Below are 26517 nucleotides of genomic sequence, written 5' to 3' on the forward strand. Positions count from 1 at the left end.
TGCGGGCTGGAGACGGGGCAAACGACCGGGCAGGCGGATCATGGAAAAGGCCGGGGGTGACGAAAGCTGGAATGATAAACCACCGGTTCGCCGCGAGAGGCTGTTGGCCGGGGCTGATGGGCGCCGGCGGCCGTGCCCCGTCTTCGCGATTCTTTAGGTCATAATATTCGAAATTGCTTAAATCTTTCCCGGAGTGTTCCATGAGCCTGTCGCCCTTTCATCTGGCCATCCCCGTGTACGACCTGCCCGCCGCCCGTCGTTTCTATGGCGAGGTCTTCGGCCTGGCGGAAGGCCGTTCCAGCGCGCAGTGGGTGGACTTCGATTTCTACGGCCATCAGCTGGTGATCCACGAGCATCCCCGGACCGCGTCCCAGGAGCGCGCCCACACCAACCCGGTCGACGGGCATGATGTGCCGGTGCCGCATTTCGGCATTGTCCTGGAATGGGATCAGTGGGAAGCCCTGGCGGATCGTCTGAGGTCCTTCAGTACGAAATTCGTCATCGAGCCTTATGTCCGTTTCAAGGGCCAGGTCGGCGAACAGGCCACCATGTTCCTGCTCGACCCCTGTGGCAATGCGCTGGAGTTCAAGGCGTTCAAGGATCTGGGCCAGCTGTTCGCCAAGTAGGCCATGCCGGCCGGCTTTGACGCGGGCCCCGGGTCGGTGTCAATATCCTGGCCATGCCCCGATTCCTGCACACTGCTGATTGGCAGATCGGCCGTCAATATGGCCGCTTTGCCCCCGAGGACGCCACGGTTCTGGCCGAGGCCCGTTTTGCCGCAGTCGAACGCATCGCGGCGTTGGCGGCGCAGGAGCGCGTCGACGCCGTGCTGGTGGCGGGCGATGTATTCGACGCGCAGACGGTCTCGGACCGCACCATCCGGCGCTTGTTCAATGCGCTGCGGGCCTTCGCGGGCCCCTGGATCCTGATCCCGGGCAATCACGATGCCGCCCTGGCGGAAAGTGTCTGGACCCGCGCGCAGCGATTGGACGCGGTGCCGCCGGGCGTGTGCCTGCTGCTGGAACCGGGCGTGCGTGTTTTTCCCGAGTCGGGGTTCGCGGTGCTGGCCGCGCCGCTGACCCGGCGGCAGACGCACGAGGATCTGACGGCATGGTTCGATGCGGCGCAGACGCCGGCGGGTCTGGCGCGCATCGGCCTGGCGCATGGCAGCGTTCAGGGCATCCTGGCCGAGGACATCGATTCCCCCAATCCGATCCAGAACGACCGGGCGCGATGCGCGCGGCTGGACTATCTGGCGCTGGGCGACTGGCATGGTTTCAAACAGATCGACGCGCATACCGTGTACAGCGGCACACCAGAGCCGGAGCGCTTTCGCGACAATGGGTCCGGCCGTGTCGTCCGGGTGGTGGTGTCCGGTCCTGGCCAGGTGCCGGAGGTCGAGCCCCTGGCGGTCGGGCACTACCGCTGGCTGGCCTGGCACGAACGCCTGGCCGTCGCGTCCGATCTCGATCTGCTTGTCGAACGCCTCGATGGCCTGCCGCCCGAGACCGTGCTGGACCTGACGCTGACCGGCGCCATCGATCTGGTGGGCGAGCGGCGGCTGGATCGCGCGCTGTCCGTGCTCCAGGGGCGCTGCCGCAGCCTGCAGGTGCATCGCGCGGGTTTGCGGCTCGAGCCGACGGTCGAGGACCTGGCCGCGCTGAGGGCGGACGGTTATGTGGGCGAAGTGATCGCGCAATTGCGTCAGCGGCAGGCGGTGGCCAACGGGACGGTCGGCCCGGAAAACCCGACGGATGCGAGGACCATGGCGGCGGCCACGGATCAGGCGCACGCAGCGGATACGGCGCACGCAGCGGATGACCAGGCGGATACGGCGCGCGAGGCGCTGGCGATCCTGGCCGGGCTGCTGGAAGCACAGTCCACGGGACCGGAGAAAGGCCCATGAAACTGTTGCGATTGCGAGTCGAGCAGTTGAGGCAGTTCCGCGAATCGGTGGAGATCCGTGATCTGAACCCAGGGCTCAATGTGTTCGCCGGTCCCAATGAATCCGGCAAGAGCACGCTGGTGCGGGCGATCCGGGCGGCTTTTTTCGAGCGGTTCAAGTCCAGCAGCACAGAAGACCTGCAGCCGTGGGGAGATACGTCGGCCGCCCCTCGCGTGGACCTGGAGTTCGAGTGGCAGGGCGAGCGCTGGACACTGAGCAAGCGCTTTCTGAAGCAGAAACGCTGCGACCTGGAGATCGGTGGCCGGCATTTTGATGGCGAGGCTGCCGAAGAAAAACTGGCCGCGTTGCTGGGCTATCAATTTCCCGGAAAAGGCGCCAGCAAGGCCCAGCACTGGGGTGTGCCGGGCCTGTTGTGGATCGAGCAGGGCGAGGGCCAGGAGCTGCGCGAACCCGTGGCGCATGCAGGCCATTACCTGAAATCCGCTCTGGGCGAGGGGCTGGGCGACATCGCCAGCAGCGCGGGCGATACGCTGATTGCCCGGGTCGAGGCCGAGCGGGCAAAACTGTTGACGGCGACGGGACGTCCCACCGGGGACTATGCCGAGGTCCTGCGGCAGCATCAGAGCGCCGCGGAGCGTCTCGCGGCGCTCGATCAGGACATTGCCGCCTATCGCCAGCAGGTGGACCGTCTGGCCGAATTGCGCCGCCAGCAGGCCGAGGATGTCGGCCGACCTTGGGAGGCCTACCGCCGGCAGGTCGCCGAGGCGCAGGCGCAACTGGCCGAGGTCCAGGGCTGGCGCCAGACCCGGGCGCACGAAGCGCAGTCGCTGGCGCACTGCCTCGCCAGCCAACAGCACGTCCAGGAGCAGCAGGCGGCCCATGTCCGCCAGCGCCAGGAACTGGCTGAGCGCGCGCGGGACCGGGACCTGACAGGCCAGAAAACCACCGGATTGGCGCATGAACAGCCCCGGATCCAGGATCGGCTGCGGCAGGCGCAGACCCACTACCGGCAGGCGGAGGACCGCCTGGCCCTGACGCGACGGCAGGCGAAACGGGCCGCCCTGGCCGACGAACTGGACCGGCTGATGCCCGAGCAAGCGCGGCTGGCGGCCGATCTGGCTCAGGCGCAGGCCTTGCAGGCGGGTTTGCAGGCGCTGCGTGAACGGCTCCAGCGCGTGCTGCTGGACGACTCGGTCCTGAAAAAATTGCAGCGTCTGGACCGGACGCTGGCCGAGCTCGATGCCGCCCGCCAGGCGGTCGCCACCCGCCTGGAATACGATCTGGCCTCGCAGCGGCACATCCGCGCGGGGGGTGAGACTTTGTCCGGCCAGGGCGAGCGACTGCTGCTGGAATCCGTTGAACTGGAAATCCCGGCGGTCGGCCGGCTGCGCATCCGCCCTGGTGGCGAGGACGTGGCCGACCTGGCCCGCCGCCGCCAGGAGGCGCGCGACCAGTTCGAGGCGCTGTTGGCCGGCACGGGGGCAGCGGATCTGCGGCAGGCCGAGGCGCAGGCGGAGCAGGCCCGGCTGCTCGAGAACGACATCCGTCTGGATATGTCCCGGCTGGAAGGGCTTGCGCCCCAAGGCGCGCAGGCGCTGGCCGACCGGCTGGCGCTGGTCCGCAAACGCCATCAGGCGGTGACCGAGGCCCTGGCCGCCTTGCCGGAGGACGAGGCCGGCGCTGACGCAGGTTCCGAGCCCATCGATGAGTCCGAAGCGGAGCGCGGTCTGGCCTGCGCGCGAGAGCAATTGCAGGCTGCGGAGCAGCGGGATGCGCAGCATCAGCAGGCGCTGCGTCTGGCGGAGCAGGCGGGCCGGACGGCCCAGGCCGAATGGCAAAGGCTTCAGGATGTGATCCAGGCCCCGGACCGCCAGCAGCAGGCGCAGGCGCTGGCGGCCCGGCTGGTCGAGCTGCAGACGCAGGCAGCGGCGCTGCGGCAATCCCAGCAGGCGCTGGACGAGCGGATTGCGGCGGCCCGGCCGGAGATCCTGGAGCAGGATGTGCAGCGGCTTTCGTGCACGGCCGATCTGTTGGCGCAGGCCGCCGAAACGCGGCGCGAGGAAAGCATCCGGGTGCAAAGCGCGCTCGAAGCCCTGGGCGCCGATGGACTGGAAGAACAGCGTGCCGAGCTGGGGCTGGAGACGGCATTCTCCGGCCGGCGGCGCGATGAGCTCAGGCGCCGGGCCGAGGCGCTGGATCTGTTGCTGGCGCTGTTGCGCGCCGGCCGTCAGGCATTGACCCGGCGCATTCAGGCGCCTTTGCAGCGCCACTTGAACCGCTACCTGCAACTGCTGTTTGCGCAGGCGCGGCTCGACGTGAACGAGGACCTGCTGCCCGAACGGCTGGTTCGCGCCGGGGCGGCAGGATCATCTCATGAGGCGGTGGACGCCCTCAGTTTTGGCGCGCGTGAGCAGATGGGGCTGATCAGCCGTCTGGCCTATGCCGATCTGCTGCGGGAATCGGGCCAGCCCACCCTGATCATTCTCGACGATGCCCTGGTGCACAGCGACCATGATCGTCTGGAAGGCATGAAACGCATCCTGTTCGACGCCGCGCAGCGCCATCAGGTGTTGTTGTTCACCTGTCATCCAGATCGCTGGCGCGGCCTGGGCGCGCGGACCGTGGAGATGGCTTCGCTGCGGGCCGGGCAGGAGCCGCTTTGATAGCCTCGCCAGGGCTTTTCAGTGGAGAAAGCCCCACCAGGTCATCGACGGGCGCCTGCACCAGTTTTTCGCCCAGATAGTCCAGAAAGGAACGCAGCGCGGGCGACATGCCGCGTCGTGACAGATAGACGGCGTGCACGATGCCCGAGGCCAGGGACCAGTCGGGCAGGATGCGTTCGAGCCGGCCGCTGGCGACGTCCTCGTGACACATGTAGTCGGGCAGCATGCCGATGCCGACACCGCCCAGGATGGCAAAGCGCAGGGTCATGAGGTCATCGGCCACGCAGGCGGGGCGGCAGGCGGCGTCGTGCCGTGCGCCCTGAGGGCCGAATAGCCGCAGTCTGACCTTGCCGCCGGAGGCCGATAGGCCGACTGCGTTGAAGCGTTCCAGGTCGGCGGGCTGGGCCGGCCGGCCCAGGCGCCGCAGGAGTGCCGGGCTGGCGACCAGCAGGCCATGGCTCAGGCCGAGCTGTTTGATGATGGCGCTGCCGCTGTCGTCCAGGGTCTGCCGGACGCGCAGGGCGACGTCCACGCTTTCTTCGACGAGATCGACGACGCGGTTGCTGACCTGTAGTTCGAGGCGCACCTTGGGATGGCGTGCCAGATAGCCGGGGATCAGCGGGCCGATGGTCGCCTGGGCCAGGGTCACGGGGCAGGACACGCGCAAGGGGCCGCGCGGCTCGGTCAGGATCTGGGCGAGTTCCGCCTGGGCCTGATCCGCCTGGTCGCGCACGGCGATGCAATGGCGGTGGTATTGCTCGCCAGCCGCCGTCAGCGACAGCTTGCGGGTGGTGCGGTGCAGGAGCCGCATGCCCAGTTCGGTTTCCAGGCGGGCGATCCGCCGCGACAGCCGCGAGGTCGGCAGGCCCAGCGTCCGGGCCGCGCCCGCAAAGCTGCCATGATCCACCACTTCGGCAAAATAGCGCATGTCGTTCAGGTCGTGCATGATTTTTTCACATCAAAAACAGAACAATCTATTCCCTTGACGCCATCTTATCAATGCTTGAAACCTAATGGACAATGAGGCCCTTCATCACATTGTCATTCACATGGGATTCATCATGAAACTGCTGCACATCGATTCCAGTATCTCCGGCCCGAACTCCGTCACGCGCGGTCTGACGCGCAAGATCGTCGCGCAGCAGCAGGCCGCGCATCCCGGCCTGCAGGTCGACTATCTGGACCTGGTCCTGCGGGCGCCCGAGCCCTTGTCGCTGGACGCACTGGGTTTCCGGCTGCCGCCTTCGAGCGAGACCCTGAGCGACATCCAGCGGCGTGAAAACGCGGTATCTGAGGCGCTGGTCAGCCAGTTGATCGCGGCCGACGTCGTGGTGATCGGTTCGCCGCTGTACAACTTCACCGTGCCGGCCCAGCTCAAGGCCTGGCTGGATCGCGTGGCCCAGGCGGGCCGCACCTTCAGATACACCGGGAACGGTCCGGTCGGCCTGCTCGGCGACAAGACCGTGATCCTGGCGCTCAGTCGTGGCGGCGTGTATTCGACCAGTGAGGCCGGCAACGCGATGGAACATCAGGAAAGCTACCTGAAGACGATTTTCGGCTTCATGGGCGTGACCGATATCCGGGTCGTGCGCGCCGAGGGCATGGACATGGGGCCCGACAGCCGGGCCCGTGGCCTGGCGCAGGCGCAGGAAGACATCCTGGCCCTGGCGGCCTGAACCGCCCGAGCCGCTTCGCGGCAGTCATCGGATGGCAGTGTCCATGACGGCATCAGGCCGGCATGGGCAGCCGGCCGTCCCTGAGGAATGCCTCGAGTGGGTAGGAGTGGACCGTCCGCTCTCCGGCCGGTTTGAAGGCGACCTCGCGGGCGCCCGACTGGCACAGCCAGGGGCGCATGCTGCGGGGGGATTTCCCGACTAGGGCCTGGGGTGTGAACAGGCCGACGCACAGCCCTTGCGCCGGATCGCGGGCCGAACGGTATTCGAAGGCCTCCACGCCTGCCGCGCGCATGTCGGTTCCGAGGGCCTGGGTCGCCTCATAGCGCACGGGATCGGTCAGCAGGGGTCGATGGGCATCGAAGGGCGGGGTCTGCAGCCGCAGGCCGTGTGTCGTGCGGTAGCCGACGGAAAACAGGGTGTGCTGGCTCTGGATGGCCTCCCCGGGTGGCGGGGAGGCCATCGAGTACCAGAACACGAAGCGGTAATAGGCGGATTCGGCCAGGGTCGCGCCCAGGTCGTGGCCGCCGTACAGCAGGCTGGGTTCGTGGGGGCGGCCGAAGCGCGATCCCCAGGGCAAGGGCGGATAGCGGAAGGGGGTGCGCAGCAGGTAGTGCAGCGGTCCGCCGCTGACGGGCCAGGGCGGCTTGGCGGCATCCAGCAGGGATTCCAGGATGGCCTGTTCTTCCAGCGTGTCCACGTATCCCAGGGTGGCAATGTGTTCCTGGCTTTCGACCAGACGATGCAGCAGACCCTGGATGGGGCCGATCCGGCGCTCGCCCGCACAGGCTTGCCACAATCCGCCGGGGCCGGTGTCAGGATCGATGCCGTGCCCGCGCATGGTCAGATCTTGCCGCGCATGGCATCCACGAAGCGCAGGACGGTCACCAGGCCCTGGATCGTGGTGATCTGCTCGGCGGGCACGCCGCCTGTGACGCGGTTCGGAGACTGCATGAAATGCCGGATCCACTGGACGTCACCGCCCGTGAGCGCGTAGAGCGCGCGGGCCAGCCGCACCAGCAGCAGCGCCAGTTCCCCCTGTTTGGAGGCGGGGTCCAGCGATTGCGCGGTCTTCATCCGGCTGATGGCGGTGCGGTGCATGCCCAGCACATCCGCCAATCCGGCCTGTCGCAGGCCGAGCTGCCCGGCCGCCCGCAGAACCGCCTTGGCCAGGACGGTATCCGGTGCCGGCAGGGTGTTGTGCAGGGCGGTCATCTGAGCCTCCCGTGAATGTTCAATATGCACATATTATCTTCTATCGGTGCATATTGCACAATATGAGCGCACAGCGGCGCGCGCGGCCCGGCGTTACGGCTGCGCCATGTCGGGCCGCGTCACTTGGAATGAAATCCGTTGGCGTGAATGGTCAGTCGCGGAAATTCTGGAACTGCAGCGGCAGTTCGACATCCGTCTTGCGCAGCAGGGCGATGACCTGTTGCAGGTCGTCGCGTTTCTTGCCGGACACGCGCAGCTTGTCGCCGTTGATCTGGGTTTCGACCTTCATCTTGGCCTGTTTGATGGCCGCGATGAGTTTTTTGGACACGGCCTGTTCGATGCCCTGGCGGATGGTGATTTTCTGGCGCGCGCCGCCCAGATTCTCGAGCGGCTCGTCCGGGTCCATACAACGCACATCGATGCTGCGCGCCGACAGGCGTGCGCGCAGGATGTCGATCATCTGCTTGAGCTGAAAGGCGCTGGGCGCCGACTGGGTGACGACGTAGCCCTCCAGTTCGAAGCTCGCATCCGTTCCCTTGAAGTCGAAACGGGTGGCGAGCTCGCGGTTGGCCTGGTCGACGGCATTGGTCAGTTCGTGTTTGTCGACTTCGGAGACGACGTCGAAACTGGGCATGAGGCGGACTCCTGAAAGAAGGGAAGGACTCCCCGGCTATTGTTCTTTTGCCAGTGCGGCCAGAGCCTGTGACAGGCCGCGGGACGCCAGCGGCAAGGTGATTTCGCGATCCGCCGCATCCTTGAACATGATCTTGCCCGGTTCGGATTGCGCGGCCAGCTCGCTGATCGTGGCGTTCGAGATCTCTGACGATGCGAAGCAGGCGCCCGGCAGGCAGCGCTGCCAGGCCAGTTCGATCGGCGTGGCCTTTGCCTTGATCATGACCTGCGGCTTGGCGCCGATCACGATGTTGGGCGGCACGACCACGGTCAGCCGTTCGCTTCCCCCCGATTGCGATTTGCCGATGGCGACCTGCGCGATGGGGTTGGTCTTGCCCTGTATCGTGATCATGTAGACGACCTCACAGAGCTTGCGGGATGGCTCGCCGATGCGCTGGCAGCGCAAGATCCAGTCCCCGAAGCTGGCCGTCGTCACTGTGGGAGTGGCCGGAACCGGGGCGGCGGGCGCGGGTTTGCTGGCGGAAGCCTCTTTGGCCGCGCCTTTCTGGGTCTGCGCCGAGACGGTCGGCGAGGCCAGGGAAAGAATCGCGACGAGCCATAAACCAGATGAATAGCGCATTGAATGCAACCTCATGTGAAGAGCCGCGATGGCTCATGAAAAAACGTATCGTGACCGCCCGGAGGATACGCCACCCCCTACAGCGATCGCAACCCGATATACAGGGCAGTCCCCGCCGTGATGCTCAACAGCGTCTGTCGTGTGCGCCATTGCAGCAGAACCACCAGGATCACGGCGGCCAGCTCCTGCCAGGGCAGGCCGTCATGACTGCGCGCCTGACCAGCAGCGGTGTCGATCAATAGCAGGACCATGATCGACAGCGGAAGCGAGTCTCCGAGTTTATGAACGATGGGATGGCGGCGCAACCAGTGACCGGCGATGAAGGGCAGGGCGCGCAGCAGGATCGTCACCAGCGCCATCAAGGCGATGACGATCAGCACATAGCCGGTATCAGTCATGGGCGGCTCCGGTGGAAGGCGCGGGCCGGGCGGGCCGCAGGGCGGCCGCCAGCAGACTGAGCGCAATGGCGATGGCCAGCGCCTGGGCGGGCATCAGCATGCTGCTGATCGTGTAGGCGGCGGCCGCGATCCAGATCGGCACCGCGTCGCGCCGCACGCGCCATTGTTCCACGGCCAGCACGGCGAACAGCGCCGCCAGCACGAAATCCAGTCCGGTCAGACCGATCTGTGCCTGGGCGCCCAGCACGACTCCCAGCGCTGTGCCGAGCACCCACCAGCCCTGGTTCAGGGCGCTGATCAGCGTCATGCGTGGCGTCCGTTCCTGCGCGGGCAGCGCCGTCAGGACGGAATAGGTCTCGTCCGTCAGGGCAAAGATGCAGTACCCGCGCTGCCAGCGATTGGACGGCAGGGTGTTGAGCAGGGACAGGCCATAGAACACATGGCGCAGATTGAGGATCAGAGTGGCCAGAACGATGGCGCTGATCGGCAGGCCGGCGGCCAGCATCGGCACCATCATGAACTGGGCCGCGCCCGCGTAGATCAACAGGCTGGACGCCAGGGCCAGCCAGCCGGAGCCGCCCGCCTGCACGAACAGAAAGCCGAAGACCGCGCCCAGCGGCACATAACCCATGGCGACCGGCGCCGTCAGGCTGGGGATGGACAGGGGGTTCGAGGTGGGGTCGGGCATCGGAAAAAATGAGTCGGGAAATCGGCGAATCAGCGACACACAGGCCAAGCCCCTCGGGCGCAATGGACCGAGGTGGAGGAGCCGCCGACGGCTTCAGGCGCGCAGGCCTAGAATTATAAGGTGCGGCATCCTGGATGACCGCGGATGCGGTGACGTGTCTTGATGCCTGTCACCAGACACCGGGCCGTTCTGGACTTGAAGCGGCGGGGGATGGCGGGCTCGACAGGAGGCGTGGAGATGAATGAATCGAATGAATCGAATGGATCGAGCGGAGCGGAGGCATCGGCACGACCGGCCGCGTGGACGCCGCCCGGCCCCGAAGCGCTGCGGGTCGGCTTCATCGGCGCGGGTCGGCTGGCGCGGGCGCTGTCGCTGGCCCTGTTGGCCGCCGGCATCCCGGTCGTCCGGGTCGCCAGCCGCGCCCGGGCCAGCAGTGAGACGCTGGCGGCGACGCTGCCAGTCTGTCAGGCCGGTGATCTCCCGGATGTGGCCCGGGACTGTGATCTGGTGTTCCTGACGACGCCCGATGCCCTGATCTCCGAAGTCGCGTCTGCCGCGCCCTGGCATGCGGGTCAAGCGGTCGTGCATTGCAGCGGGGCCACCCCGGTCGCCTTGTTGCAGCCTGCCGCGGCCGCAGGGGCGCTGATCGGCGGCTTTCATCCCATGCAGGCTTTTGGTGGCGATCCGGAGGCGGCGCTTGCCAGTCTGCCGGGCTGCACCGTGGCCATCGATGCGGAACCGCCGCTGGATGCCTTGCTGCACACGCTGGCCCGTCGTCTGGGCTGCGTCGGCCTGAGGTTGCCGCCGCAGGCGCGTGTGCGCTACCACGCCTCGGGGGGATATGCGTCGCAGCATGTTCATGCGCTCCTGGCCGAGGCGGTGCGGCTGTGGCAATCCTGGGGCGCGACGGAACAGCAGGCGCTGGATGCGCTGCTGCCGCTCTTGCGCGGCACACTGGAATCCGTGTCCCGCAGCGGTCTCGCGGCCGGCATGCCGGGCCCGGTTTCGCGCGGGGATGCGGGGACGGTGCGGCTGCACCGCCAGGCCTTGCAGGCGGTCGACCCGGACATGCGCGATCTTTACGACCGGCTGTGTCATCGCGGTGTCGCGCTGGCTCGCCAGGCCGGGCGGCTGGATGCGGCCGGCGCCGAACGGCTCGAGCAGATCCTCAACGCCGCGCCGGATCGTTGAGGCGGCGCGGCCAGGCGTGCATGCGGCCCTGGTCTGTGACTCAGCCGCCGTAGCCGGGGGCGGCGGCGGGTGTGCGGGCCAGCATCCAGTCGATGCCTGATTCTCCATGCGCCCGCAGCCAGTCATTGGCCTGGCGGAAATGATCGCAGCCGATGAAGGGGCGCGGTGGCCGCAGGGCGGACAGGGGTGAGGGATGGTTGGCGGTCAGAACCTCGACCGGACCGGCCGGGGGTTGCATGTCCAGCAGCGCGCGCCGTGCCTGGGCGTGTGATCCCCAGAGCAGCAGGACCTTGGGGCGGGTCTCGCGCAACACCCGCATGATCAGCGCGTCCGTGATGTGCTCCCAGCCCTTTTTGGCATGTGAGGCCGGCTGATGGGCTTCGACAGTGAGCGAGGTGTTCAGCAACAGCACGCCCTGACGCGCCCAGCGCACCAGACTGTTGCGAGGCGGCTGCCCGGGTTCTCCGTATTCCCGGGCGAGTTCCTTGAACATGTTGCGCAGGCTGGGCGGCGTGGGGCAGAAGTCCGGCACGGAGAACGCCAGGCCCTGGGCCTGGTTCGGTCCGTGGTAGGGGTCCTGGCCGACGATCACCACCTGGACCGCGTCCGGAGGAATCTCGATCAGGGCGCGGAAGGGTCGCAGCGGGAAGATGCGGGCGCCCGCCGCCAGCCGTTCGGCCAGCATGGCATCGAGGCGGCTCAGGATGTCTTGCAGGTGAGGCGCTTCGAGCGCGGATTTCCAGACGGGCGGCAGCGTGTCGATCTGGGCGCGCAGGGATCCCTGAAACGCATTCTGCACTTCGGTATCGGAGGGTGGGAGCATATCGTTCTTCGGAATCGGGGTTCGTCAAAAACGGCCTGGCGAACCGGCGCCGGCACCGGCGCGCGGGAGCGGATCAGCGTGGACAGGCCTTGATCAATGCTGCCAGGCGTTCGGACAGATGGGGTTCATCCATCTGGGATACATTGAACCGCATCATGCCGTCCGCTGTCTGCGTCTGGCTGAAGACATTGCCGGGAGCCAGCATCAAGCCCTGTTGCAGCCCCGCCCGCGCCAACCGTGCGCCATCGATGCCATCGGGCAGCCGACACCATAGAAACATGCCGTCCTCGGGTTCGTGCCAGGGCCGCAGGCCCAGGGCATTCAGTTGGCGGATTGTGCGGGACATGGCCCGGGCCAGTTGTTGACGCAGCAGCCGGGTGTGCTGCTGCCAGGCGCCGTCGCGCAGCAGCCGGGCGATGACGGCCTGCGTCAGACCGGCCCCGGAAAAGGTCGTGGCGGTCCTCAGATCGGCCAGGGCGTCGAGCCAGTCTTCGCGCGCGATCAGGTAGCCGCAGCGCAAACTGGCCGACAGGGTCTTGGAAAAACTGCCGACCTGCGCGACCCGCGCGTGATCGTCTCCGGTCACCAGGCGGGCCGAGGGCCGGGACTCGAAGTCACCGAAGATGTCGTCCTCGATCAGGATCAGATCATGACGGTGGGCCAGCGTCCGGATGCGCTGCGCCTTGTCGGCCGACAAACGGGCGCCGGTCGGATTGTGCGGCCCGGCGTTGCTGAGGTAGAGACGCGGGCGATGGGCGCGCAGGGCGGCTTCGAAGCGATCCATGTCCGGGCCGTCGGGTGTGAGGGGGACGCTGACGATGCGGGCCCGGTGCGCGCGCAGCAGCGCCAGGAAATTGAAATAGCAGGGGTCATCGACCAGGACGGCGTCGCCCGGTTCGATCAGGAACCGGCACAGCAGATCCACGGCCTGGGTGCCGGAATCGGTCAGCAGGATGTGTCGTGGATCGACCGTCAGGCCGCGCGCGCTCAGGTGCCGGGCGATCAGGGTGCGCAGAGCCGGCAGGCCCAGCGCGGGCGCGTAGTCGGTCAGCGGCGCGCCCGGATCGCGCGCGACCTGACGCAGGGCGCGGCGGATGGCGTCCCGGGGCATCCAGTGCTCCGGCAGCCAGCCGCAGCCGGGCTTGAGGGCCTGGGCACCGAGATCCAGCGATTGGCGCGAGACCCAGAGCGGATCGATCTGACGATCCAGGCGGGGGCCGATTTCCGCCAGTGTCAGCGGCGCCAGGGGGCCGGCGACATAAAAACCCGCCCCGGCGCGTGCGCGGATGACGCCTTCGACCGCCAGCCGGTCATAGGCTTCGACCACGGTGGATTTGGAGACACCGTGCTGCGCTGCCATTCCCCGCAGGGAGGGCAGCCGCGCGCCGGGTGGCCATTCCCGGGCCGCGATGCGCTGGCGCACGAATTGCATGATGCCGGCGGTGCGGCCCGTGGAAGAAATCTGTGGCGTATCCATCAGTACAGTTTATAGCGATTGTACTGCACTGTATCTGGATTCGACTGGCGCAGCAAGGCATGCTGAGATCCAGGCAGACCGTCCCGCAAGGATCACAAGGAAGACGCATGAACACGGCAACACGCGGCTGGATCAACGGCATGATCGGGGTTTCGATTTTCAGCGGCTCGCTGCCAGCCACCCGGCTGGCCGTGCTGGGGCTCGACCCGTTGTTCGTCACGGCGGCGCGGGCGGCGCTGGCTGGCCTGCTGGCCCTGGCCGTCCTGGCCCTGACGCGCGGCCCCCGGCCCGCACGGGCCGATCTGCGCACCCTGCTGCTGGTGGCATTGGGCGTCGTGGTCGGCTTTCCCCTGCTCACCGCCCTGGCGCTGCGCACCATCACATCGGCCCATTCCCTGGTTTTCATCGGCTTGCTGCCGCTGGCCACGGCGCTTTTCGGCACCTGGCTGGGCGGTGAGCGGCCCGTGCGCGCCTTCTGGATGTTCGCCATCCTGGGCGCGGCATCGGTGGTCGGTTTCGCATTCAGCCGGGACGGCTCGGGGTCGCTGGGCGCCGATGCGCTGATGATGGCCGCCATTGTCTCCTGCGGCTATGGCTACGCCGAGGGCGCCCGCCTGTCGCGCCAGTTGGGCGGCTGGCAGGTCATCTGCTGGGTGCTGGTGCTGTCGCTGCCGGTCAGCCTGCCTCTGGCCGTGCTCCTGCGCCCCGCTGTATGGACCAGCATCGCCGTGTCCGCCTGGGGCGGCCTGGCCTATGTGACTGTCTTCAGCATGCTGGTGGGTTTTGTGTTCTGGTATCGGGGGCTGGCCCTGGGCGGCATCGCCGCCGTCGGACAGTTGCAATTGCTGCAGCCGTTCATGGGGCTGATGCTGGCCGCCTGGCTGTTGGGCGAGCCGGTCACCCCAGCGATGCTGGTGGTCACGGCCTTTGTGGTGGCGTGTGTAGCGGGCGCCCGGTACACGGCCGCAGCGCCGGCCACGGCCTCGGGCGCCGCGCATTGAGGGGGGGCTGGCGCGGCGCGGGTGCGGCCCGGTCGTCGGGCCGCGCCCGGCGCGGTTCAAACAGAGGCTTCGGCCCTGAGCGTGGCCACGAAACGTTGGGTGCGTGGATCCTGGGGGCTCTGGAACAAGGCGGCGGAAGGTCCCGCCTCGATGACCGCGCCATCCTGCAGGAATACGGTCTGGCGGGCGATCTGCGCGGCCAGGCGCAGATCGTGAGTGGCCATCAGCATGGTCATGCCCTCGTCGGCCAGGTCGCCCAGTACCGTGACAACTTCGGCCGCCAGTCCGGGGTCCAGGGCCGAGGTGGGCTCATCGCACAGCAGGACGCGCGGTTCGGGCGCCAGCGCGCGGGCGATGGCCACGCGTTGCTGCTGGCCGCCCGACAGGCTCGAGGGCCAGGCATCGGCCTTTTCCCGCAGGCCGACTTTTTCCAGGAGCCCGAGGGCGCGTTCATGGGCGCGCTCGCGGCCCCAGCCCTTGACGGTCACCAGGCCTTCCATGACATTCTGCACTGCGGTCTGGTGGGGGAACAGCTGGAAATTCTGGAACACCATGCCGGTCTGCTGGCGAATGCGTTGCACGGCCGGCCGCGCCGGCGGGCGCCCGGGCTGGAATTCCAGGGTTTCCTCTCCCAGTCTGAGCCGCCCCGCGTCGGGAACGTCGAGCAGGTTCACGCAGCGCAGCAGCGTGCTCTTGCCGCTGCCCGACGGGCCGATGAGGGCGGTGACCTGGCCCTCCTGGATGGAGACGTCGACGCCGTGCAGCACCTCGTTGCCGGCAAAGGATTTGCGGATGCCTTGCAGATCGATCATCGCTGTCCCTCGGTGAAGACCGCGTGCTGACCGAAATGGCGTTCCAGGCGCGTCTGGGCTGCCGACAGGAAGGAGCAGAGCACCAGATAGATCAGGGCGGCCTCGATATACATGATCAGCGGCTCGTAGGTCACGGAGGCAATGCGCTGGGCCGCCTGGAAGATCTCGGGCACGGTGATCACCGCCGCCAGCGACGTGTCCTTGACCAGCGAGATGAACGAATTGGCCAGGGGTGGAACGGCCACGCGCGCGGCCTGGGGCAGCACGGTGCGCCGCAGCGCCTGGGTGCGCGTCATGCTCAGCGAATAGGCGGCGTCCCATTGACCCTTGGGAATGGCCTCGATGGCGCTGCGGATGACCTCGGCGTTGTAGGCGCCGACGTTCAGCGAAAAGCCGATCAGGGCGGCCGGCAGCGGGTCCAGCACGAAGCCGACGCTGGGCAGGCCGTAGAAGATCACGAACAGCTGCACCAGCAGCGGTGTGCCGCGGATCAACCAGACGTAGAACCGGACCAGCGCCACCAGGGGTGGCGGTCCGAACAGCCGCGCGATCGCGGTCAGGAACGCCAGCAGCAACCCGACCGCAAAGGACAGGAGCGCCAGCGGCACGGTAAAGCGGATGCCTCCGACCAGCAGCGGCCAGAGGGAATCCACCATCAGTTCAAGCCAGTCCGGCACGGTCGGGACTCCTGAAGATCGTGTCGTGAAGCGCGCGGGACGGGCTTATTTCACGTTGGAGGACAGGTCCTCGCCGAAATAGCGTTCGGAAATCTGCTTGTACGTGCCGTCATCGCGCAGCGCGTCGAGCGCCTTGTCGATGGCGGCCTTCAGGTCGGACTGGTTCTTGCGCATCAGCACGCCGGACTGGCCGAACTCGGCGCTGTTGTCCGTGGCGACGACCTTGACCTTGGCCTTGGGCTGCTGTTTTTTGAAGTCCAGGAACGACAGCTGGTCGTTGACGGTGGCCTCCACCCGGCCCGAGGTCAGCAGGGCGATGGCGTCGTTGAAGCCCTGCACCGGGACCACCTCCGCGCCGCTGCGCTGGGCGAGCTTGCCGAAATTGCTGGTGATGGTGTTGGCCGAGCGCTTGCCTTTCAGGTCGGCGAAGGTGTGGATCGTGGTGTTGTCGTCACGCACGATCAGCGCCGCTGCCGAGGCGATGTAGGGCTTGGAGAAATCGAACTTGGCCTGCCGCTCGGCGCTGATGCCGACCTGGTTGATGACCACGTCGTAGCGATTGACGTCCAGTCCGGCGATCAGGCCGTCCCACTTGCCTTCCACGAACTCCGCCTTGACGCCCAGTTGCTTGGCGATGGCGCGGCCGATGTCCACATCGAAGCCGATGAGCTGGTTGTTTTTGGGATCGTGAAAGGAGAACGGGGCATAGGTGCCCTCGGTGCCGATGCGCAGGACACCGGCTTTCTGGATGAGGGCCAGGTCATCGGCGGCCTGGGCGGCCTGGGTGGCGCCCAGCAGAGGCAGCAGGGAAGCGAGCAGCAGGGCGGAGAGTTTTTTCTTCATGATGGATGGGAATGGATCGATTAATTCAAGCGGTTATATGAGAACAACGTTTTATAGGTTTTCATTCTAATGAGGCGTCCTTCAAGTCGCAAAGGTTTTCGATCTATCTACATATCGCTTCTGGAAATATGAATTTGTATTAGGAGAAGTCTCATGAATTTGCACCAGGAGGATCGTCCCGGCCCGGCTCATGGACGCACCGGGGCATGGATTTGACCGGAATCAACGGGAGGCGGCGCCGAACTGCGTAGAATGCGACGCATGCAGCAGGCAGGCAAACGCGCACCCCGTCAGCGCGCGCACCGTGATAGACATCGGATCGTTCACTGGCTTCTGATCCTGGGGCTCTGGCTTCAGGTGGCGGGGCCGGTGCTCGCCAGCATTCAGCCCGCCGATCCCTTGCGGCGGCTGCAGGTTGCCGCCTGCTCGCCGTCGGGCACGGTGGTGCTGGACCTGCTGGCCGATCCGCAGACGTCGGATGAGCCCGACTCGGCCATGCGCCAGCCAGGCCATTGCCTGCTGTGTTCTTCCAATCCGGTGTTGCCGACAGCCTCGATGGCCGGGGCTGCCGTGCCGGTTTCGCCCCGGACCCAGCCCGCATCAAGGGTCGATGACCCTCCTTGCGTGGCGCGGTCCGCCGATACCTGGACATGGCCGCCCGTGCGCTGCCCGCCTTCTCGTTCGTGCTGAAACCCTGAATTCTCCTGTTTCCGGGCCGTCCAGGTCCGGCGTGCCGTCGGCTTGCGGGCCGCGGGGCGTCCCGGATGTCTTTCAGTCTTTTCGCTCAACGAGATAGTGATGAAAAAAGCAACCTTGCGGGTGGCCGGGATTCCGTTCGCCCTGATGTCACTCGGCCTGTCACAGGCAGCCGAGCCCCAGTCCATCCGCGCCCTGACGCCCGTGGTCGTCACGGCGCCCCCGGCGGATGAGCCGTTGGTGGTGCGGACTGATCCCAAGGCGCCGCGCCAGCCTGTTCCCGCGCACGATGGCGCGGATTTCCTCAAGAGCATCCCCGGATTTTCCGTGATACGCAAAGGCGGCACGTCCGGCGATGCGGTCCTGCGGGGATTGTCCGGATCGCGCCTGGGCATCCTCCTGGATGGCCAGGAGATCTATGGCGGCTGCGGCGGACGCATGGACCCGCCCACCGCCTATGTCTATCCGGAATCCTATGATCGCGTCACGGTGCTCAAGGGGCCGCAGAGCGTGCGCTATGGCGCCGGCCAGTCGGCTGGCGTGGTGTTGTTCGAGCGCGATGTCCGGCGTCTGGAATCGTTCGGCTGGAAAGCCGATGGCAGCCTGACGCTGGGTCGTTTCGGGCGCAATGACCAGATGGCCGACGTGCTGGTCGGCGGTCCGCAGGCGTATGTGCGGGCCGGAGGCACCCGTGCCCAGGCGAACGACTACGAGGACGGCAGCGGCAACCGGGTGCGTTCCAACTACTTGCGCTGGAGCAGTCATGCGGCGGTCGGACTGACGCCGGACGACAGGACGCGCATCGAGTTGTCGGCGGCTCTGAGCGATGGCCGCGCCGCCTATGCCGACCGAGGCATGGATGGCGCGAAATTCAGGCGCGAGAACGTATCCCTGATGTTCGAGCGCAAGCGCATGGGCGGCCTGGTGGATGAAATCGAGGGGCGGGTCTATTACAACCATGTGGATCATGTCATGGACAACTACACGTTGCGTGATGTGCCGGCGGACAAGATGAAGCCCTACATGGCCAGCAATCCGGATCGCCGCACGACGGGAGGGCGGCTCAGCGCCACGCTGCGCCCGTCGCGATCGTGGAAACTGGTCCTGGGCGCCGATGTCAAACAGGACGTGCACCGGGGACGGGGCAGCGGAATGCAGGCCTCTGCCGGGGCCGCCGATGCGGCCTACGAATCGGCCACCCGGGTCGAGGACATGCGTTTCGAGCAGTATGGTGTGTTTGGCGAGGGCACCTGGTTCGTCACGGATCGGGATCGTGTGATCGGCGGGCTGCGGATCGACCGGGTCGAGGCCCGTGACAAGCGCGCGCCGGCGAAGTCGGCCACGGCCGGTCGCAGCCGCGACCAGGCCCTGACCAGCGGTTTTCTGCGCTATGAGCGCGATCATGGAAAGAACAGCACCTGGTACGCCGGGATTGGCCATTCGGCACGCTTTCCCGATTATTGGGAGCTGATGAAGGGCAATCCTGACGGCGCCAATAGCGCTTTCCTGTCCACCCGCCCGGAGAAACTCACCCAGATCGATGTCGGGACGAGCTGGCGCGGCGGCCCCTTGGCGTTGTCGGTCTCGGCCTTCTACGGCCAGGTGGATGACTACATCCTCATTGACTGGGACCGCCGCCAGACGCGCAACATCGACGCCACGATCCTGGGGGGAGAGCTGGATGCCTCGTGGCAGTTCAATCCTTCATGGCAGGGGGTGGCCAGCCTGTCCTACGTGTATGGCAAGAACCGGACGGACGGTACCGCGCTGGCGCAGCAGCCGCCGCTCGAAGTCCGCCTGGGGCTGAATTATGCCCATGGGCCTTATTCCGCCGGTGTGCTCTGGCGTCTCGTGGCGGCACAGAACCGCTACGACGAGGGCAAGGGCGGGATCGCCGGCAAGGATCTCGGCCCCACCGGAGGCTTTGGCGTGTTGTCGCTCAATGCCGGCTGGCGGCCGAACAAGTCCGTGCTGTTGACCGCCGGGGTGGATAACGTGTTCGACAAGACCTATGCCGAGCATCTGTCGAGGTCGGGCGTGGAAATCCCCGGCAGCGTGTCCTTCGTGGATACCCGGCTCAATGAGCCCGGCAGGGTGTTCTGGCTGAAGGCGCAGATCGCGTTCGATTGATCGGTCGGCGCGAGGGCCCGGCTTCGCCCCTTTCAGTGAACCGCCTCCCGGGAGATGGACGTCGATCCCGTCTTTTGGGGGGTGGTTCAGGGGGGCGGGACTTTATGTCGTCTGCCGCCGCTCCCAGATCGTCAGCTCGGAAAAGGTGTGCTGGAACTTGCGCCGCGTCTCGCGGATGACGAAGGGAACATCCTCGGGCCCTGTCAGCAGCCAGAAGTGTGGGGTGAGGTGTTCTTTCAGGCCGTCGAGCGTGGTGTAGTTTTCCGCGTTCTTCTTGAAGCCGCCCAGCCAGGCATTGCGCGGCGTGTGCTCCTCCAGCCAAGTATAGGGCGAGGCGATCAGCAGCAGGCCGCCCGGGACGATGCGCTCGTGGATCTGGTCCAGGAATCGCGCCGGGTCGTACAGGCGGTCGATCAGGTTGGCGGCCAGGACCAGATCGTAGTTCGTGAACTGCGGCTTGAGGTTGCAGGCGTCGCCCTGGAAGAACGTCACCCGGTCGACGATGTCGCCCAGACCCAGATTCGCCAGCGTACGGGTCATGTAGGACACCAGCTCGCCTTCGTCGATCAGGGTATAGCGCAGCTGTCCCGTCTGGATCAGTTGCACGGCCTGATTGATGAAACGGGCCGAGAAATCCACCCCTGTCACCTGCTCGAAGGCCCGGGCCAGTTCGAACGTGGCTCGGCCGGAGGCGCACCCCAGATCCAGCGCGCGCCGGCGCGGCCGGTCGCCCAGGGCCTGGATGGCGCGCTGCGCCAGGGTCCGCGGAAAATTGGGGACATCGAAATAGGCGTCGCCGTAGTGGAACTCGGCGTATTCGGACATCAGCTTGTCGGTCTCGTAATAGGCGGCCGGCGCCATGGTGGGCGCATGGGACACGACATAGCGGAAGCCCGCATGCTGGAAAAAATGCCGCCTGAAGGCGTAGCGTGAGGCACGGACGGCCTCGTTGCCGCAGGCGATCCAGGAGCCTCCCTTGATCAGGTTGTGGCGTCCGTCGAACGTCGGTGTCGTGAAATCGTCGTAGATCGGGTGGACATCGAAGCCGTCGAACGGATAGGTGGGCGTTTCGGTCCATTGCCAGACGTTGCCCACCACGTCGTACCAGCTGCCGTGGCGCCAGGTGTCCACCGGGCAGGACGAGGCGCCGTGGTCCAGGTGCAGGTTGGCGGCGCAGGGCTGGTCGCCGGGGTCGCGCAGGCCGGCAGTGTCGTACAGCCGGTACCATTCGTCTTCTGTGGGCAGGCGCACGGGCTGGCCGGTCTCGGCCGCCATCCAGTTGCAGTAGGCCTTGGCTTCCAGGTAGTTGACCTCGACCGGCCAGGACCAGGGCATGGGGACTTCTTCGGTCATCAGGCGCAAGTACCAGCCTTGGGTCTTCTTGACCCAGAATGTCGGGTGCTCGGCCTGGCTGTAGGCCAGCCACTGGCGGCCTTCCTCGGTCCAGTCGCGCTGATTGCGATAGCCGCCCGCCTCGACGAACGCCAGGTATTCGCGGTTGCTGACCAGCAGGCGTCCGGCCTGGAAGGATTCGACCTCGGCCGTATGAATGCCGTATTCATTGTCCCAGCCGTATTGCGGATCATTGAATGACTTGCCCACGCGCACGCTGCCGGCCGGCACGCGCGCCAGGTCGTTTTCGGGGGGTTCGCCCCCGGTGTCGGGGATGGGCGCCCATCGCGGGACGGAGCGCACGTATTCGAGCGCGTGCTGGCGGATCAGGACCGAGGAGGTCTCCAGGTGGATGCGTTCGTGCTCGATGCCCATGACGATCGCCCACCAGGGGTTCTGCCAGTCGATCGGAGACTGCAGCGGCGCATGGTCGATCAAATCGAGCACCAGGCTGCGCACCCGGTTGCGGTAGGTCTGGACTTCGGCCACGGAAGGCCAGTCGTAATGAGCCTCGTCCAGGTCGTCCCAGCTCATTTCGTCCACGCCGACGGCAAAGATCGATTCCAGCCGGTGATCCAGGCGCTGGTCGATCAGGCGCGTGAGCATCAGCTTGTTGACGAAAAAGGTCGCGGTGTGGCCGAAATAGAAGATCAGCGGATGACGCAGGGGGATCGGCTTGACGACATAGGCTTCGTCGCTGGCCAGGCACTGGAACAGGGACTCGTAGCGATCGAAGGTGTCCAGGAAATAGCGCCGGATGGCGGCGCGCAGGCGATTCGTGTCTGGATCGGCCAGATCGGGCGTGCGCACGAACAGGGTATCGGGCGCGGTCCGCTGGTCTGAAGAAGGCGGCAGTGGCGCGGCAGTGGAGGGCATGATCGGATTCCTGCGGATTCTTTCTCGCAGCATGCCGGCGCGGGAGTTCTTGCGCGCCGCGCATCGGCATGTCGCATGTAAGCGTGTTGTCGTGATGAGCGTGTCGCTCTTTAGACTACCACGGACTTGTACGGTATATGTTTCATGTTTTTCCGTCACGAGGCCGGCCGAACCGGCGCCGCCCGCACGATGCTTCAGTTCAGGATGACAGCGCCCACTTTGGCGCGCAGGGCCTCGAAGCCTTCGGTCTGCAGCGCCTGGCTGTTGCAGAACAGTCGGTCGATGCGTTCGGCGGGGCAGTAGGTTTCGCGACTGGCGGCGCCGATCTTGCTGTGATCCGCCAGGATCCAGGTTTCGGTGGCGCCTTCGGACATGGCGCGGGCGATCAGCGCCTCGTCGTGCAGAAAGCTCGAAGCCCCCTGGCGCGCGTTGACGGCCACGGGCGAGAGCAGGGCGATGTCGGCGTGGAACGTCTGGATCTGCAAGATGGTCGATGCGCCCGAGGTGGAGGACAGGGTGGTGTTGAGCACGCCGGGCAGGATGATGATCTGGTTGTCCGGATTGCCGGGTGGATCGGTGAAGCAGGCCGCGGCGCTGAGCGAATTCGTGATCAGGGTCAGGCCGCTCAGTTGCGCCAGTTCGCGGGCCAGCAGGGTCGTGGTGCTGCCCGCGTCCATGAACAGGGTGACGGGGGTGCGCAGCCGCTGGGCGACCGACCGGACGATGGCCTTCTTGGCGGCGATGTGGATGGTGTTGCGCTTGTCGATGGGGGGTTCATCGCTCAGGTAGATGGCCCCGCCGTGCACGCGTTGCAACAGCCCCAGCGCCTCCAGTTCCAGGAAGTCCCGGCGGACGGTTTCGCGGGAGACGCCGAGCTCGCGAATCGTGTCCTCCGTCGTGATGCGCTGATGGCGCTGCAACAGCATGCGGATTTTCTGGTGGCGCGCTTCGGACCACATGTCAGGCCATCCCGGGCGAGAGATTGGGGCGGAAATAATAAACCAGTGCCCGCATCATCAGCATGGCCACCGCGACGACCAGGATGATGATGGTCGAGAAGGCCGCTGCCTGAGAGACGAAACCGGCCTCGTTCAGATGCATCACGGAGACGGCGGCGACGTTGAGCTGGGGGGTGACCAGGAAGATCACGGCAGACAGGGTCACCATCGAACGCATGAACAGGAAAAAGAACACCGCCAGCACGGTCGGCGCGATCACGGGCAGGATGGCATCGCCCATGACATGGCGGGCCTTGCCGCCGAGGCAGGCGGCAGCCTCCTCCAGCGCCCGGGGTACCATGCGCATGCCGGTGGCCATCGTCAGGAACCCCTGCGTGTGATAGTGATAGAAATTGCACAGGGCAATGAGCAGTGCTGTGCCGTACATCCAGTGCAGCGGATAGCCGGGATCGTTGAAGGTGAAGATATACGACAGGCCCAGCACCAGCCCCGGCACGCCGACCGGCAGCACGGCCATCAGGTAGATGGCCTTGGCCAGACGGCCCTGCAGATTGCGCACGCCATAGGCCAGCAGGAACAGCAGCACGATGCCGATCAGCGCCGCCGCCACCGAAACATAAAGCGTAGTCCAGATGGGCTGATAACCGCTGGAAATGTTGATGTGGAAGTTCGCCAGCGTCAGGCTCATGTTGTAGGGCCACAGCTTGACGAAACTGGCAAACACGACCACCACGATGATGGCCCAGATCGCCAGCGCCGTGGCGTGGGTGATCAGCCCCAGGAAGACATCGCGCCAGTGCGCCGCAGCGGGCTGCAATGGAATCCGGCTTTCGGAGCTGCCGCCGAATTGTTTCTGCGAGGCGACCCGCTCGATGTAGACCGACAGCAGCGCGGGCAGCAGCAGGATGATGCCGACGACCGAGCCCATGCCGAAGTTCTGCTGGCCGGACACCTGGCTGAAGATTTCCGTGGCCAGGACGCGGTAGTCCCCGGCGATCACGGCGGCATTGCCGAAGTCGGTGATCGTGATGGTGAAAACGACGAATGCCGCGCTCAACAGGCCGAACTTGCAGTTGGGCAGCGTGATGTGAAAGAACTGCTGGGCCGGGGTGGCGCCCATGACAGTGGCGGCGTCGTAGTAGCGGGCATCGGCGTTGCGCAGGGCCGCCTGGATGATCATGATGGCCTGCGGCAGGGCGTAGAACACGTCCGAGAGCAGCAGCCCCCAGTAGCCATAGATGTTCTGTTCGATGCCTGTCCATTGGTAGAGCAGGCCGTTGCGTCCCAGCAGGAACAGCAGCCCCAGACCCTGCACCAGCGAGGGCGCCAGCAGCGGCAGCAGCAGACTGAGCTGAATCCAGGGTTTGAACCAGACGCGGCTGCGCTCGAGCGCGTAGGCGATGGGGAAACCCAGCAGGATGCAGACCAGGGTCGTGCTCAGGCTGATGGACAGGCTGTTGACACCGGCCGTCACCAGGCCGGGGGTCGAGGGGATGGCCGTATAGTTGTCCAGGCCCAGCGTGCCGTCGAGCTGGACGAAGCTCTGCCAGAAGATGGTCAGCAGGGGATAGCCGAAAAACAGAATCAGCGCCAGTGTCGGGATGGCGACGCAGACCCGGGTCAGCCATTGCTCGGGCGTGGCGGAAAGGCGCGGAGACGGATGGCCTGAGGAAGAAACTGCCATGGTGGACTGGGGCATGCCGGTCTCCTAGACCTCGACCCAGCAGCCGTGCCCGGGATCGATGGCGGGGCGTACCCGGTCGCCTTCCTGGTGCGCGGACGTCGCGTGCTGTTCGACCCGCAGATCCAGGTCCCCCCAGCGCAGCGTCATGCGGCACAGGTTGCCCAGAAAGGTCACGGAGCTGACCGTGGCCGGCCCGTCGGCGTCCGCCGTGAGCTGGATGTGCTCTGGCCGCACGCACAGCAGCCATTGCGATTCGTTTCGGGGTGGCGGGCGCGTGTCCAGCACCTCGGGGGCGTGCTGCCGCGCCCAGTTGGCCGACAGCAGGTTGCTCAGGCCAATGAAATCCGCCACGAAGCGGGTCCTGGGTTCGTGATAGAGCGCCTGGGGCGAGCCCACCTGTTCGATGGCGCCGTTGTTCATGCAGACGATGGTGTCGGCCAGCATCAGGGCTTCTTCCTGGTCGTGCGTCACCATAATGGTCGGAATCTTGAGGCGGCGCTGGACCTCGCGGATCTCGTGGCGCATTTCATTGCGCACCCGCGCATCCAGGGCGGACAGCGGCTCGTCGAGCAGGATCAGGCGAGGATTGACGGCCAGCGCGCGGGCCAGGGCCACACGCTGCTGCTGTCCGCCCGAGAGCTGCCAGGGAAAGCGTTCGGCCATGTCGGGGATGCGGATCAGCTTGAGCAGCTCGTCGACGCGCTCGGCGATTTTCGCGGCCGGCTCGCGGCGGATGCGCAGCCCATAGCCGATATTCTCCCGCACGGTCATGTTCGGGAACAGCGAATAGGACTGGAAGACAATGCCGAAATTGCGGCTGCGCGGCGGCAATTGGCTCAAATCCTGACCCGAGAACCGCAGCTCGCCCGCATCGGCCTGCAGGAGTCCTGCGATGATTCTCAGCAGGGTCGTCTTGCCGCAGCCGCTGGGGCCGAGCAGACAGACGAAATCGTGCGGGCCGACGCTCAGGTTGATGTCCTTGAGCGCCTGGAAACCGTCGAACGACTTGCGGACGTGGGAGAGTTCCAGACTCATGCAGCCTCCGGATGCGGCGGGCGGGAGGACCGGCCGCCGGTGAGGCGGCACGGTACGGTGAGGAGCGGGCCCCTTTGAAGAAGTGTCAGCGGGCGGTGACCTGCTGCCAGGTCTTGAGTGTTTCCGCGCGGCTGGCTGCCGATTTCTCGAAGTCGATCGGGAACAGGATCTTGCCCACGTCCTTCGGAAGACCGGCCTTCATCAGTTGCCCGGAAGGCTCGACGCCCGGAATGGTGACGATCTCTTTGTATTTTTTGTAGAGGGAGGCGGCCTCGGAGGAGAGCGTCCAGTCAAGGAAACGCTTGGCGTCATCCGGATTCTGTGTGCTCGACAGAATGCCGGAAGCCTCCAGCTCGTAGCCTTCCCAGTCGGACGGAATCACCATCTTGACCGGGAAGCCAGCCTCGATGGATTGCATGGCGGGGAAGGCGAAAGAGATCCCGATGGCGTATTCGCCCGTGCGCGCCATCTTGCAGGGCTTGGAGCCTGAACTGGTGTATTGGGCGATGTTGACGTTCAGGCGCTTGAGCAGATCCCAGCCCTTGTCCTGGCCCAGGCCTTGCAGGATCGCGGCGATCTGCAGCCAGCCCGTGCCCGAGGCGGCCGGGTTGGGCATCACCAGCTCACCCTTGTAGACCGGTTTGGTCAGGTCTTCCCAGGAGGTTGGCATGGGCAGGTTCTTGGACTTGAGCCGATCGGTATTGACGCAGAACGCCGCCATGTAGCCGGTGGCCGCGAACCAGGTACCGTCCTTGCCGCGGTAGATCGGCGCCAGCTGCTTGGCCGCGGCGGGCTCGTATTTCATCAGGGTGTCGTGGATGCGGGGGTCGAGCATGTTGGTGACGGCAAACCCCCAGATCAGGTCGGTGCGTGGGTTCTTGGCCTCGGCCAGCAGCCGGGCTGCGAGGTCGCCGGTCGACAGGCGCAGGACGTGGAATTCGACATCGGGCATGGCGGTCTTGGCGGCCGCCATGTATTCGGTGATCTCGTCGTCCTCCAGGGCGGTGTAGATGGTCAGGGGTTTGGCCTGTGCGGTTGCATGGATCAGGCCGGCGCCGGCGAGCGCAAGTGCTGCCGCCAGGACCTTTTGTGTGAAATGTTGCATGCGTGTCTCCTGCTGTCTTAG

The 26517-nt window shown here is 66.2% G+C and carries 25 protein-coding genes; 8 read left to right on the forward strand and 17 right to left on the reverse strand.

Annotation, left to right across the window (positions count from 1 at the left end):
- Positions 1-200 precede the first annotated feature (200 nt).
- From ACK5JE_RS10660 to ACK5JE_RS10670, 3 genes are read left to right on the forward strand one after another with little or no spacing between them, the layout of a single operon-like run.
- Positions 201-626 (forward strand): VOC family protein, encoded by a 426-nt coding sequence (locus ACK5JE_RS10660; RefSeq protein WP_416801684.1) that lies wholly within the window; start codon positions 201-203, stop codon positions 624-626.
- A 53-nt stretch (positions 627-679) separates the two neighbouring features.
- On the forward strand, positions 680-1906 hold the full coding sequence (locus ACK5JE_RS10665; RefSeq protein ID WP_416801685.1) for a metallophosphoesterase family protein: 1227 nt from the start codon (positions 680-682) through the stop codon (positions 1904-1906).
- On the forward strand, positions 1903-4569 hold the full coding sequence (locus ACK5JE_RS10670) for an AAA family ATPase (RefSeq protein ID WP_416801686.1): 2667 nt from the start codon (positions 1903-1905) through the stop codon (positions 4567-4569). Before ACK5JE_RS10665 ends, ACK5JE_RS10670 begins: the two co-directional genes overlap by 4 nt.
- On the opposite strand, the gene ACK5JE_RS10675 is transcribed toward ACK5JE_RS10670, so the two are convergent.
- On the reverse strand, positions 4484-5515 hold the full coding sequence (locus tag ACK5JE_RS10675) for a LysR family transcriptional regulator (protein WP_416801687.1): 1032 nt from the start codon (positions 5513-5515) through the stop codon (positions 4484-4486). The genes ACK5JE_RS10670 and ACK5JE_RS10675 overlap by 86 nt on opposite strands.
- Positions 5516-5630: 115 nt before the next feature.
- Here ACK5JE_RS10675 and ACK5JE_RS10680 point away from each other — a divergent pair, with 115 nt between their 5' ends.
- Complete coding sequence (locus ACK5JE_RS10680; RefSeq protein WP_416801688.1) at positions 5631-6245, forward strand: FMN-dependent NADH-azoreductase; 615 nt, start codon at positions 5631-5633, stop codon at positions 6243-6245.
- Between the two features lie 52 nt (positions 6246-6297).
- On the opposite strand, the gene ACK5JE_RS10685 is transcribed toward ACK5JE_RS10680, so the two are convergent.
- The 6 genes from ACK5JE_RS10685 to ACK5JE_RS10710 all read right to left on the reverse strand — a co-directional run bounded on the left by ACK5JE_RS10685 (position 6298) and on the right by ACK5JE_RS10710 (position 9795).
- Positions 6298-7083, reverse strand: coding sequence for an RES family NAD+ phosphorylase (locus ACK5JE_RS10685; protein ID WP_416801689.1), 786 nt, complete (start codon positions 7081-7083; stop codon positions 6298-6300).
- A gap of 2 nt (positions 7084-7085) precedes the next feature.
- Complete coding sequence (locus ACK5JE_RS10690) at positions 7086-7457, reverse strand: MbcA/ParS/Xre antitoxin family protein (protein ID WP_416801690.1); 372 nt, start codon at positions 7455-7457, stop codon at positions 7086-7088.
- A 151-nt stretch (positions 7458-7608) separates the two neighbouring features.
- The gene (locus tag ACK5JE_RS10695; RefSeq protein ID WP_416801691.1) at positions 7609-8091 is read right to left on the reverse strand and encodes a YajQ family cyclic di-GMP-binding protein; all 483 of its coding nucleotides are present in this window, start codon (positions 8089-8091) and stop codon (positions 7609-7611) included.
- Between the two features lie 36 nt (positions 8092-8127).
- On the reverse strand, positions 8128-8709 hold the full coding sequence (locus ACK5JE_RS10700; RefSeq protein WP_416801692.1) for an invasion associated locus B family protein: 582 nt from the start codon (positions 8707-8709) through the stop codon (positions 8128-8130).
- Between the two features lie 77 nt (positions 8710-8786).
- The gene (locus ACK5JE_RS10705; protein WP_416801693.1) at positions 8787-9107 is read right to left on the reverse strand and encodes a branched-chain amino acid transporter permease; all 321 of its coding nucleotides are present in this window, start codon (positions 9105-9107) and stop codon (positions 8787-8789) included.
- On the reverse strand, positions 9100-9795 hold the full coding sequence (locus ACK5JE_RS10710; RefSeq protein ID WP_416801694.1) for an AzlC family ABC transporter permease: 696 nt from the start codon (positions 9793-9795) through the stop codon (positions 9100-9102). Before ACK5JE_RS10710 ends, ACK5JE_RS10705 begins: the two co-directional genes overlap by 8 nt.
- Positions 9796-10032: 237 nt before the next feature.
- Here ACK5JE_RS10710 and ACK5JE_RS10715 point away from each other — a divergent pair, with 237 nt between their 5' ends.
- Positions 10033-10986: a Rossmann-like and DUF2520 domain-containing protein gene (locus ACK5JE_RS10715; RefSeq protein WP_416801695.1), complete on the forward strand. Its 954-nt coding sequence runs from the start codon at positions 10033-10035 to the stop codon at positions 10984-10986.
- Positions 10987-11026: 40 nt separating this feature from the next.
- Here ACK5JE_RS10715 and ACK5JE_RS10720 read toward each other — a convergent pair whose 3' ends face one another.
- Positions 11027-11809: a uracil-DNA glycosylase gene (locus ACK5JE_RS10720; RefSeq protein WP_416801696.1), complete on the reverse strand. Its 783-nt coding sequence runs from the start codon at positions 11807-11809 to the stop codon at positions 11027-11029.
- A gap of 73 nt (positions 11810-11882) precedes the next feature.
- The gene (locus tag ACK5JE_RS10725; protein WP_416801697.1) at positions 11883-13286 is read right to left on the reverse strand and encodes a PLP-dependent aminotransferase family protein; all 1404 of its coding nucleotides are present in this window, start codon (positions 13284-13286) and stop codon (positions 11883-11885) included.
- Between the two features lie 107 nt (positions 13287-13393).
- Between ACK5JE_RS10725 and ACK5JE_RS10730 the strand changes: the two genes are divergently transcribed.
- The gene (locus ACK5JE_RS10730; RefSeq protein WP_416801698.1) at positions 13394-14287 is read left to right on the forward strand and encodes a DMT family transporter; all 894 of its coding nucleotides are present in this window, start codon (positions 13394-13396) and stop codon (positions 14285-14287) included.
- A gap of 56 nt (positions 14288-14343) precedes the next feature.
- Here ACK5JE_RS10730 and ACK5JE_RS10735 read toward each other — a convergent pair whose 3' ends face one another.
- Genes ACK5JE_RS10735 through ACK5JE_RS10745 form a run of 3 tightly spaced genes read right to left on the reverse strand, consistent with a single transcriptional unit; the run spans position 14344 to position 16619 of the window.
- Positions 14344-15099, reverse strand: coding sequence for an amino acid ABC transporter ATP-binding protein (locus ACK5JE_RS10735; RefSeq protein WP_416801699.1), 756 nt, complete (start codon positions 15097-15099; stop codon positions 14344-14346).
- The gene (locus ACK5JE_RS10740; protein ID WP_416801700.1) at positions 15096-15776 is read right to left on the reverse strand and encodes an amino acid ABC transporter permease; all 681 of its coding nucleotides are present in this window, start codon (positions 15774-15776) and stop codon (positions 15096-15098) included. The genes ACK5JE_RS10735 and ACK5JE_RS10740 overlap by 4 nt, the downstream gene beginning before the upstream one ends.
- Positions 15777-15821: 45 nt before the next feature.
- The gene (locus ACK5JE_RS10745; RefSeq protein ID WP_416801701.1) at positions 15822-16619 is read right to left on the reverse strand and encodes an amino acid ABC transporter substrate-binding protein; all 798 of its coding nucleotides are present in this window, start codon (positions 16617-16619) and stop codon (positions 15822-15824) included.
- A 252-nt stretch (positions 16620-16871) separates the two neighbouring features.
- Between ACK5JE_RS10745 and ACK5JE_RS10750 the strand changes: the two genes are divergently transcribed.
- Both ACK5JE_RS10750 and ACK5JE_RS10755 read left to right on the forward strand, forming a co-directional pair.
- Positions 16872-17309 carry a DUF2946 family protein gene (locus tag ACK5JE_RS10750; protein WP_416801702.1) on the forward strand — a complete coding sequence of 146 codons (438 nt, stop codon included), beginning with the start codon at positions 16872-16874 and terminating at the stop codon, positions 17307-17309.
- A gap of 108 nt (positions 17310-17417) precedes the next feature.
- Positions 17418-19445 carry a TonB-dependent copper receptor gene (locus ACK5JE_RS10755; RefSeq protein ID WP_416801703.1) on the forward strand — a complete coding sequence of 676 codons (2028 nt, stop codon included), beginning with the start codon at positions 17418-17420 and terminating at the stop codon, positions 19443-19445.
- A gap of 102 nt (positions 19446-19547) precedes the next feature.
- Here ACK5JE_RS10755 and ovoA read toward each other — a convergent pair whose 3' ends face one another.
- From ovoA to ACK5JE_RS10780, 5 genes are all read right to left on the reverse strand, one after another.
- Positions 19548-21713 (reverse strand): 5-histidylcysteine sulfoxide synthase, encoded by a 2166-nt coding sequence (gene ovoA / locus ACK5JE_RS10760; RefSeq protein WP_416801704.1) that lies wholly within the window; start codon positions 21711-21713, stop codon positions 19548-19550.
- A 194-nt stretch (positions 21714-21907) separates the two neighbouring features.
- Positions 21908-22672 carry a DeoR/GlpR family DNA-binding transcription regulator gene (locus tag ACK5JE_RS10765; RefSeq protein WP_416801705.1) on the reverse strand — a complete coding sequence of 255 codons (765 nt, stop codon included), beginning with the start codon at positions 22670-22672 and terminating at the stop codon, positions 21908-21910.
- Between the two features lies 1 nt (position 22673).
- On the reverse strand, positions 22674-24371 hold the full coding sequence (locus ACK5JE_RS10770) for an ABC transporter permease subunit (RefSeq protein WP_416801706.1): 1698 nt from the start codon (positions 24369-24371) through the stop codon (positions 22674-22676).
- Positions 24372-24380: 9 nt separating this feature from the next.
- Entirely contained in the window at positions 24381-25391 is a 1011-nt protein-coding gene (locus tag ACK5JE_RS10775) for an ABC transporter ATP-binding protein (protein WP_416801707.1), read from the reverse strand.
- Between the two features lie 85 nt (positions 25392-25476).
- Positions 25477-26496 carry an ABC transporter substrate-binding protein gene (locus ACK5JE_RS10780; RefSeq protein ID WP_416801708.1) on the reverse strand — a complete coding sequence of 340 codons (1020 nt, stop codon included), beginning with the start codon at positions 26494-26496 and terminating at the stop codon, positions 25477-25479.
- Positions 26497-26517: the final 21 nt, after the last annotated feature.

The organism is Castellaniella sp., assembly GCF_047971665.1.
Lineage (GTDB): Bacteria > Pseudomonadota > Gammaproteobacteria > Burkholderiales > Burkholderiaceae_B > Castellaniella.

Bases quoted from the DNA above. Each gene is read 5' to 3' on its own strand.
- ACK5JE_RS10665 (WP_416801685.1), top strand. From the start codon at position 680: ATGCCCCGATTCCTGCACACTGCTGATTGGCAGATCGGCCGTCAATAT.
- ACK5JE_RS10755 (WP_416801703.1), top strand. From the start codon at position 17,418: ATGAAAAAAGCAACCTTGCGGGTGGCCGGGATTCCGTTCGCCCTGATG.
- ACK5JE_RS10775 (WP_416801707.1), bottom strand. From the start codon at position 25,391: ATGAGTCTGGAACTCTCCCACGTCCGCAAGTCGTTCGACGGTTTCCAG.
- ACK5JE_RS10730 (WP_416801698.1), top strand. From the start codon at position 13,394: ATGAACACGGCAACACGCGGCTGGATCAACGGCATGATCGGGGTTTCG.
- ACK5JE_RS10710 (WP_416801694.1), bottom strand. From the start codon at position 9,795: ATGCCCGACCCCACCTCGAACCCCCTGTCCATCCCCAGCCTGACGGCG.
- ACK5JE_RS10675 (WP_416801687.1), bottom strand. From the start codon at position 5,515: ATGCACGACCTGAACGACATGCGCTATTTTGCCGAAGTGGTGGATCAT.
- ACK5JE_RS10735 (WP_416801699.1), bottom strand. From the start codon at position 15,099: ATGATCGATCTGCAAGGCATCCGCAAATCCTTTGCCGGCAACGAGGTG.
- ACK5JE_RS10745 (WP_416801701.1), bottom strand. From the start codon at position 16,619: ATGAAGAAAAAACTCTCCGCCCTGCTGCTCGCTTCCCTGCTGCCTCTG.
- ACK5JE_RS10725 (WP_416801697.1), bottom strand. From the start codon at position 13,286: ATGGATACGCCACAGATTTCTTCCACGGGCCGCACCGCCGGCATCATG.
- ACK5JE_RS10715 (WP_416801695.1), top strand. From the start codon at position 10,033: ATGAATGAATCGAATGAATCGAATGGATCGAGCGGAGCGGAGGCATCG.
- ACK5JE_RS10685 (WP_416801689.1), bottom strand. From the start codon at position 7,083: ATGCGCGGGCACGGCATCGATCCTGACACCGGCCCCGGCGGATTGTGG.
- ACK5JE_RS10750 (WP_416801702.1), top strand. From the start codon at position 16,872: ATGCGACGCATGCAGCAGGCAGGCAAACGCGCACCCCGTCAGCGCGCG.
- ACK5JE_RS10770 (WP_416801706.1), bottom strand. From the start codon at position 24,371: ATGCCCCAGTCCACCATGGCAGTTTCTTCCTCAGGCCATCCGTCTCCG.
- ACK5JE_RS10670 (WP_416801686.1), top strand. From the start codon at position 1,903: ATGAAACTGTTGCGATTGCGAGTCGAGCAGTTGAGGCAGTTCCGCGAA.
- ACK5JE_RS10765 (WP_416801705.1), bottom strand. From the start codon at position 22,672: ATGTGGTCCGAAGCGCGCCACCAGAAAATCCGCATGCTGTTGCAGCGC.
- ovoA (WP_416801704.1), bottom strand. From the start codon at position 21,713: ATGCCCTCCACTGCCGCGCCACTGCCGCCTTCTTCAGACCAGCGGACC.
- ACK5JE_RS10695 (WP_416801691.1), bottom strand. From the start codon at position 8,091: ATGCCCAGTTTCGACGTCGTCTCCGAAGTCGACAAACACGAACTGACC.
- ACK5JE_RS10720 (WP_416801696.1), bottom strand. From the start codon at position 11,809: ATGCTCCCACCCTCCGATACCGAAGTGCAGAATGCGTTTCAGGGATCC.
- ACK5JE_RS10780 (WP_416801708.1), bottom strand. From the start codon at position 26,496: ATGCAACATTTCACACAAAAGGTCCTGGCGGCAGCACTTGCGCTCGCC.
- ACK5JE_RS10660 (WP_416801684.1), top strand. From the start codon at position 201: ATGAGCCTGTCGCCCTTTCATCTGGCCATCCCCGTGTACGACCTGCCC.
- ACK5JE_RS10690 (WP_416801690.1), bottom strand. From the start codon at position 7,457: ATGACCGCCCTGCACAACACCCTGCCGGCACCGGATACCGTCCTGGCC.
- ACK5JE_RS10700 (WP_416801692.1), bottom strand. From the start codon at position 8,709: ATGCGCTATTCATCTGGTTTATGGCTCGTCGCGATTCTTTCCCTGGCC.
- ACK5JE_RS10705 (WP_416801693.1), bottom strand. From the start codon at position 9,107: ATGACTGATACCGGCTATGTGCTGATCGTCATCGCCTTGATGGCGCTG.
- ACK5JE_RS10680 (WP_416801688.1), top strand. From the start codon at position 5,631: ATGAAACTGCTGCACATCGATTCCAGTATCTCCGGCCCGAACTCCGTC.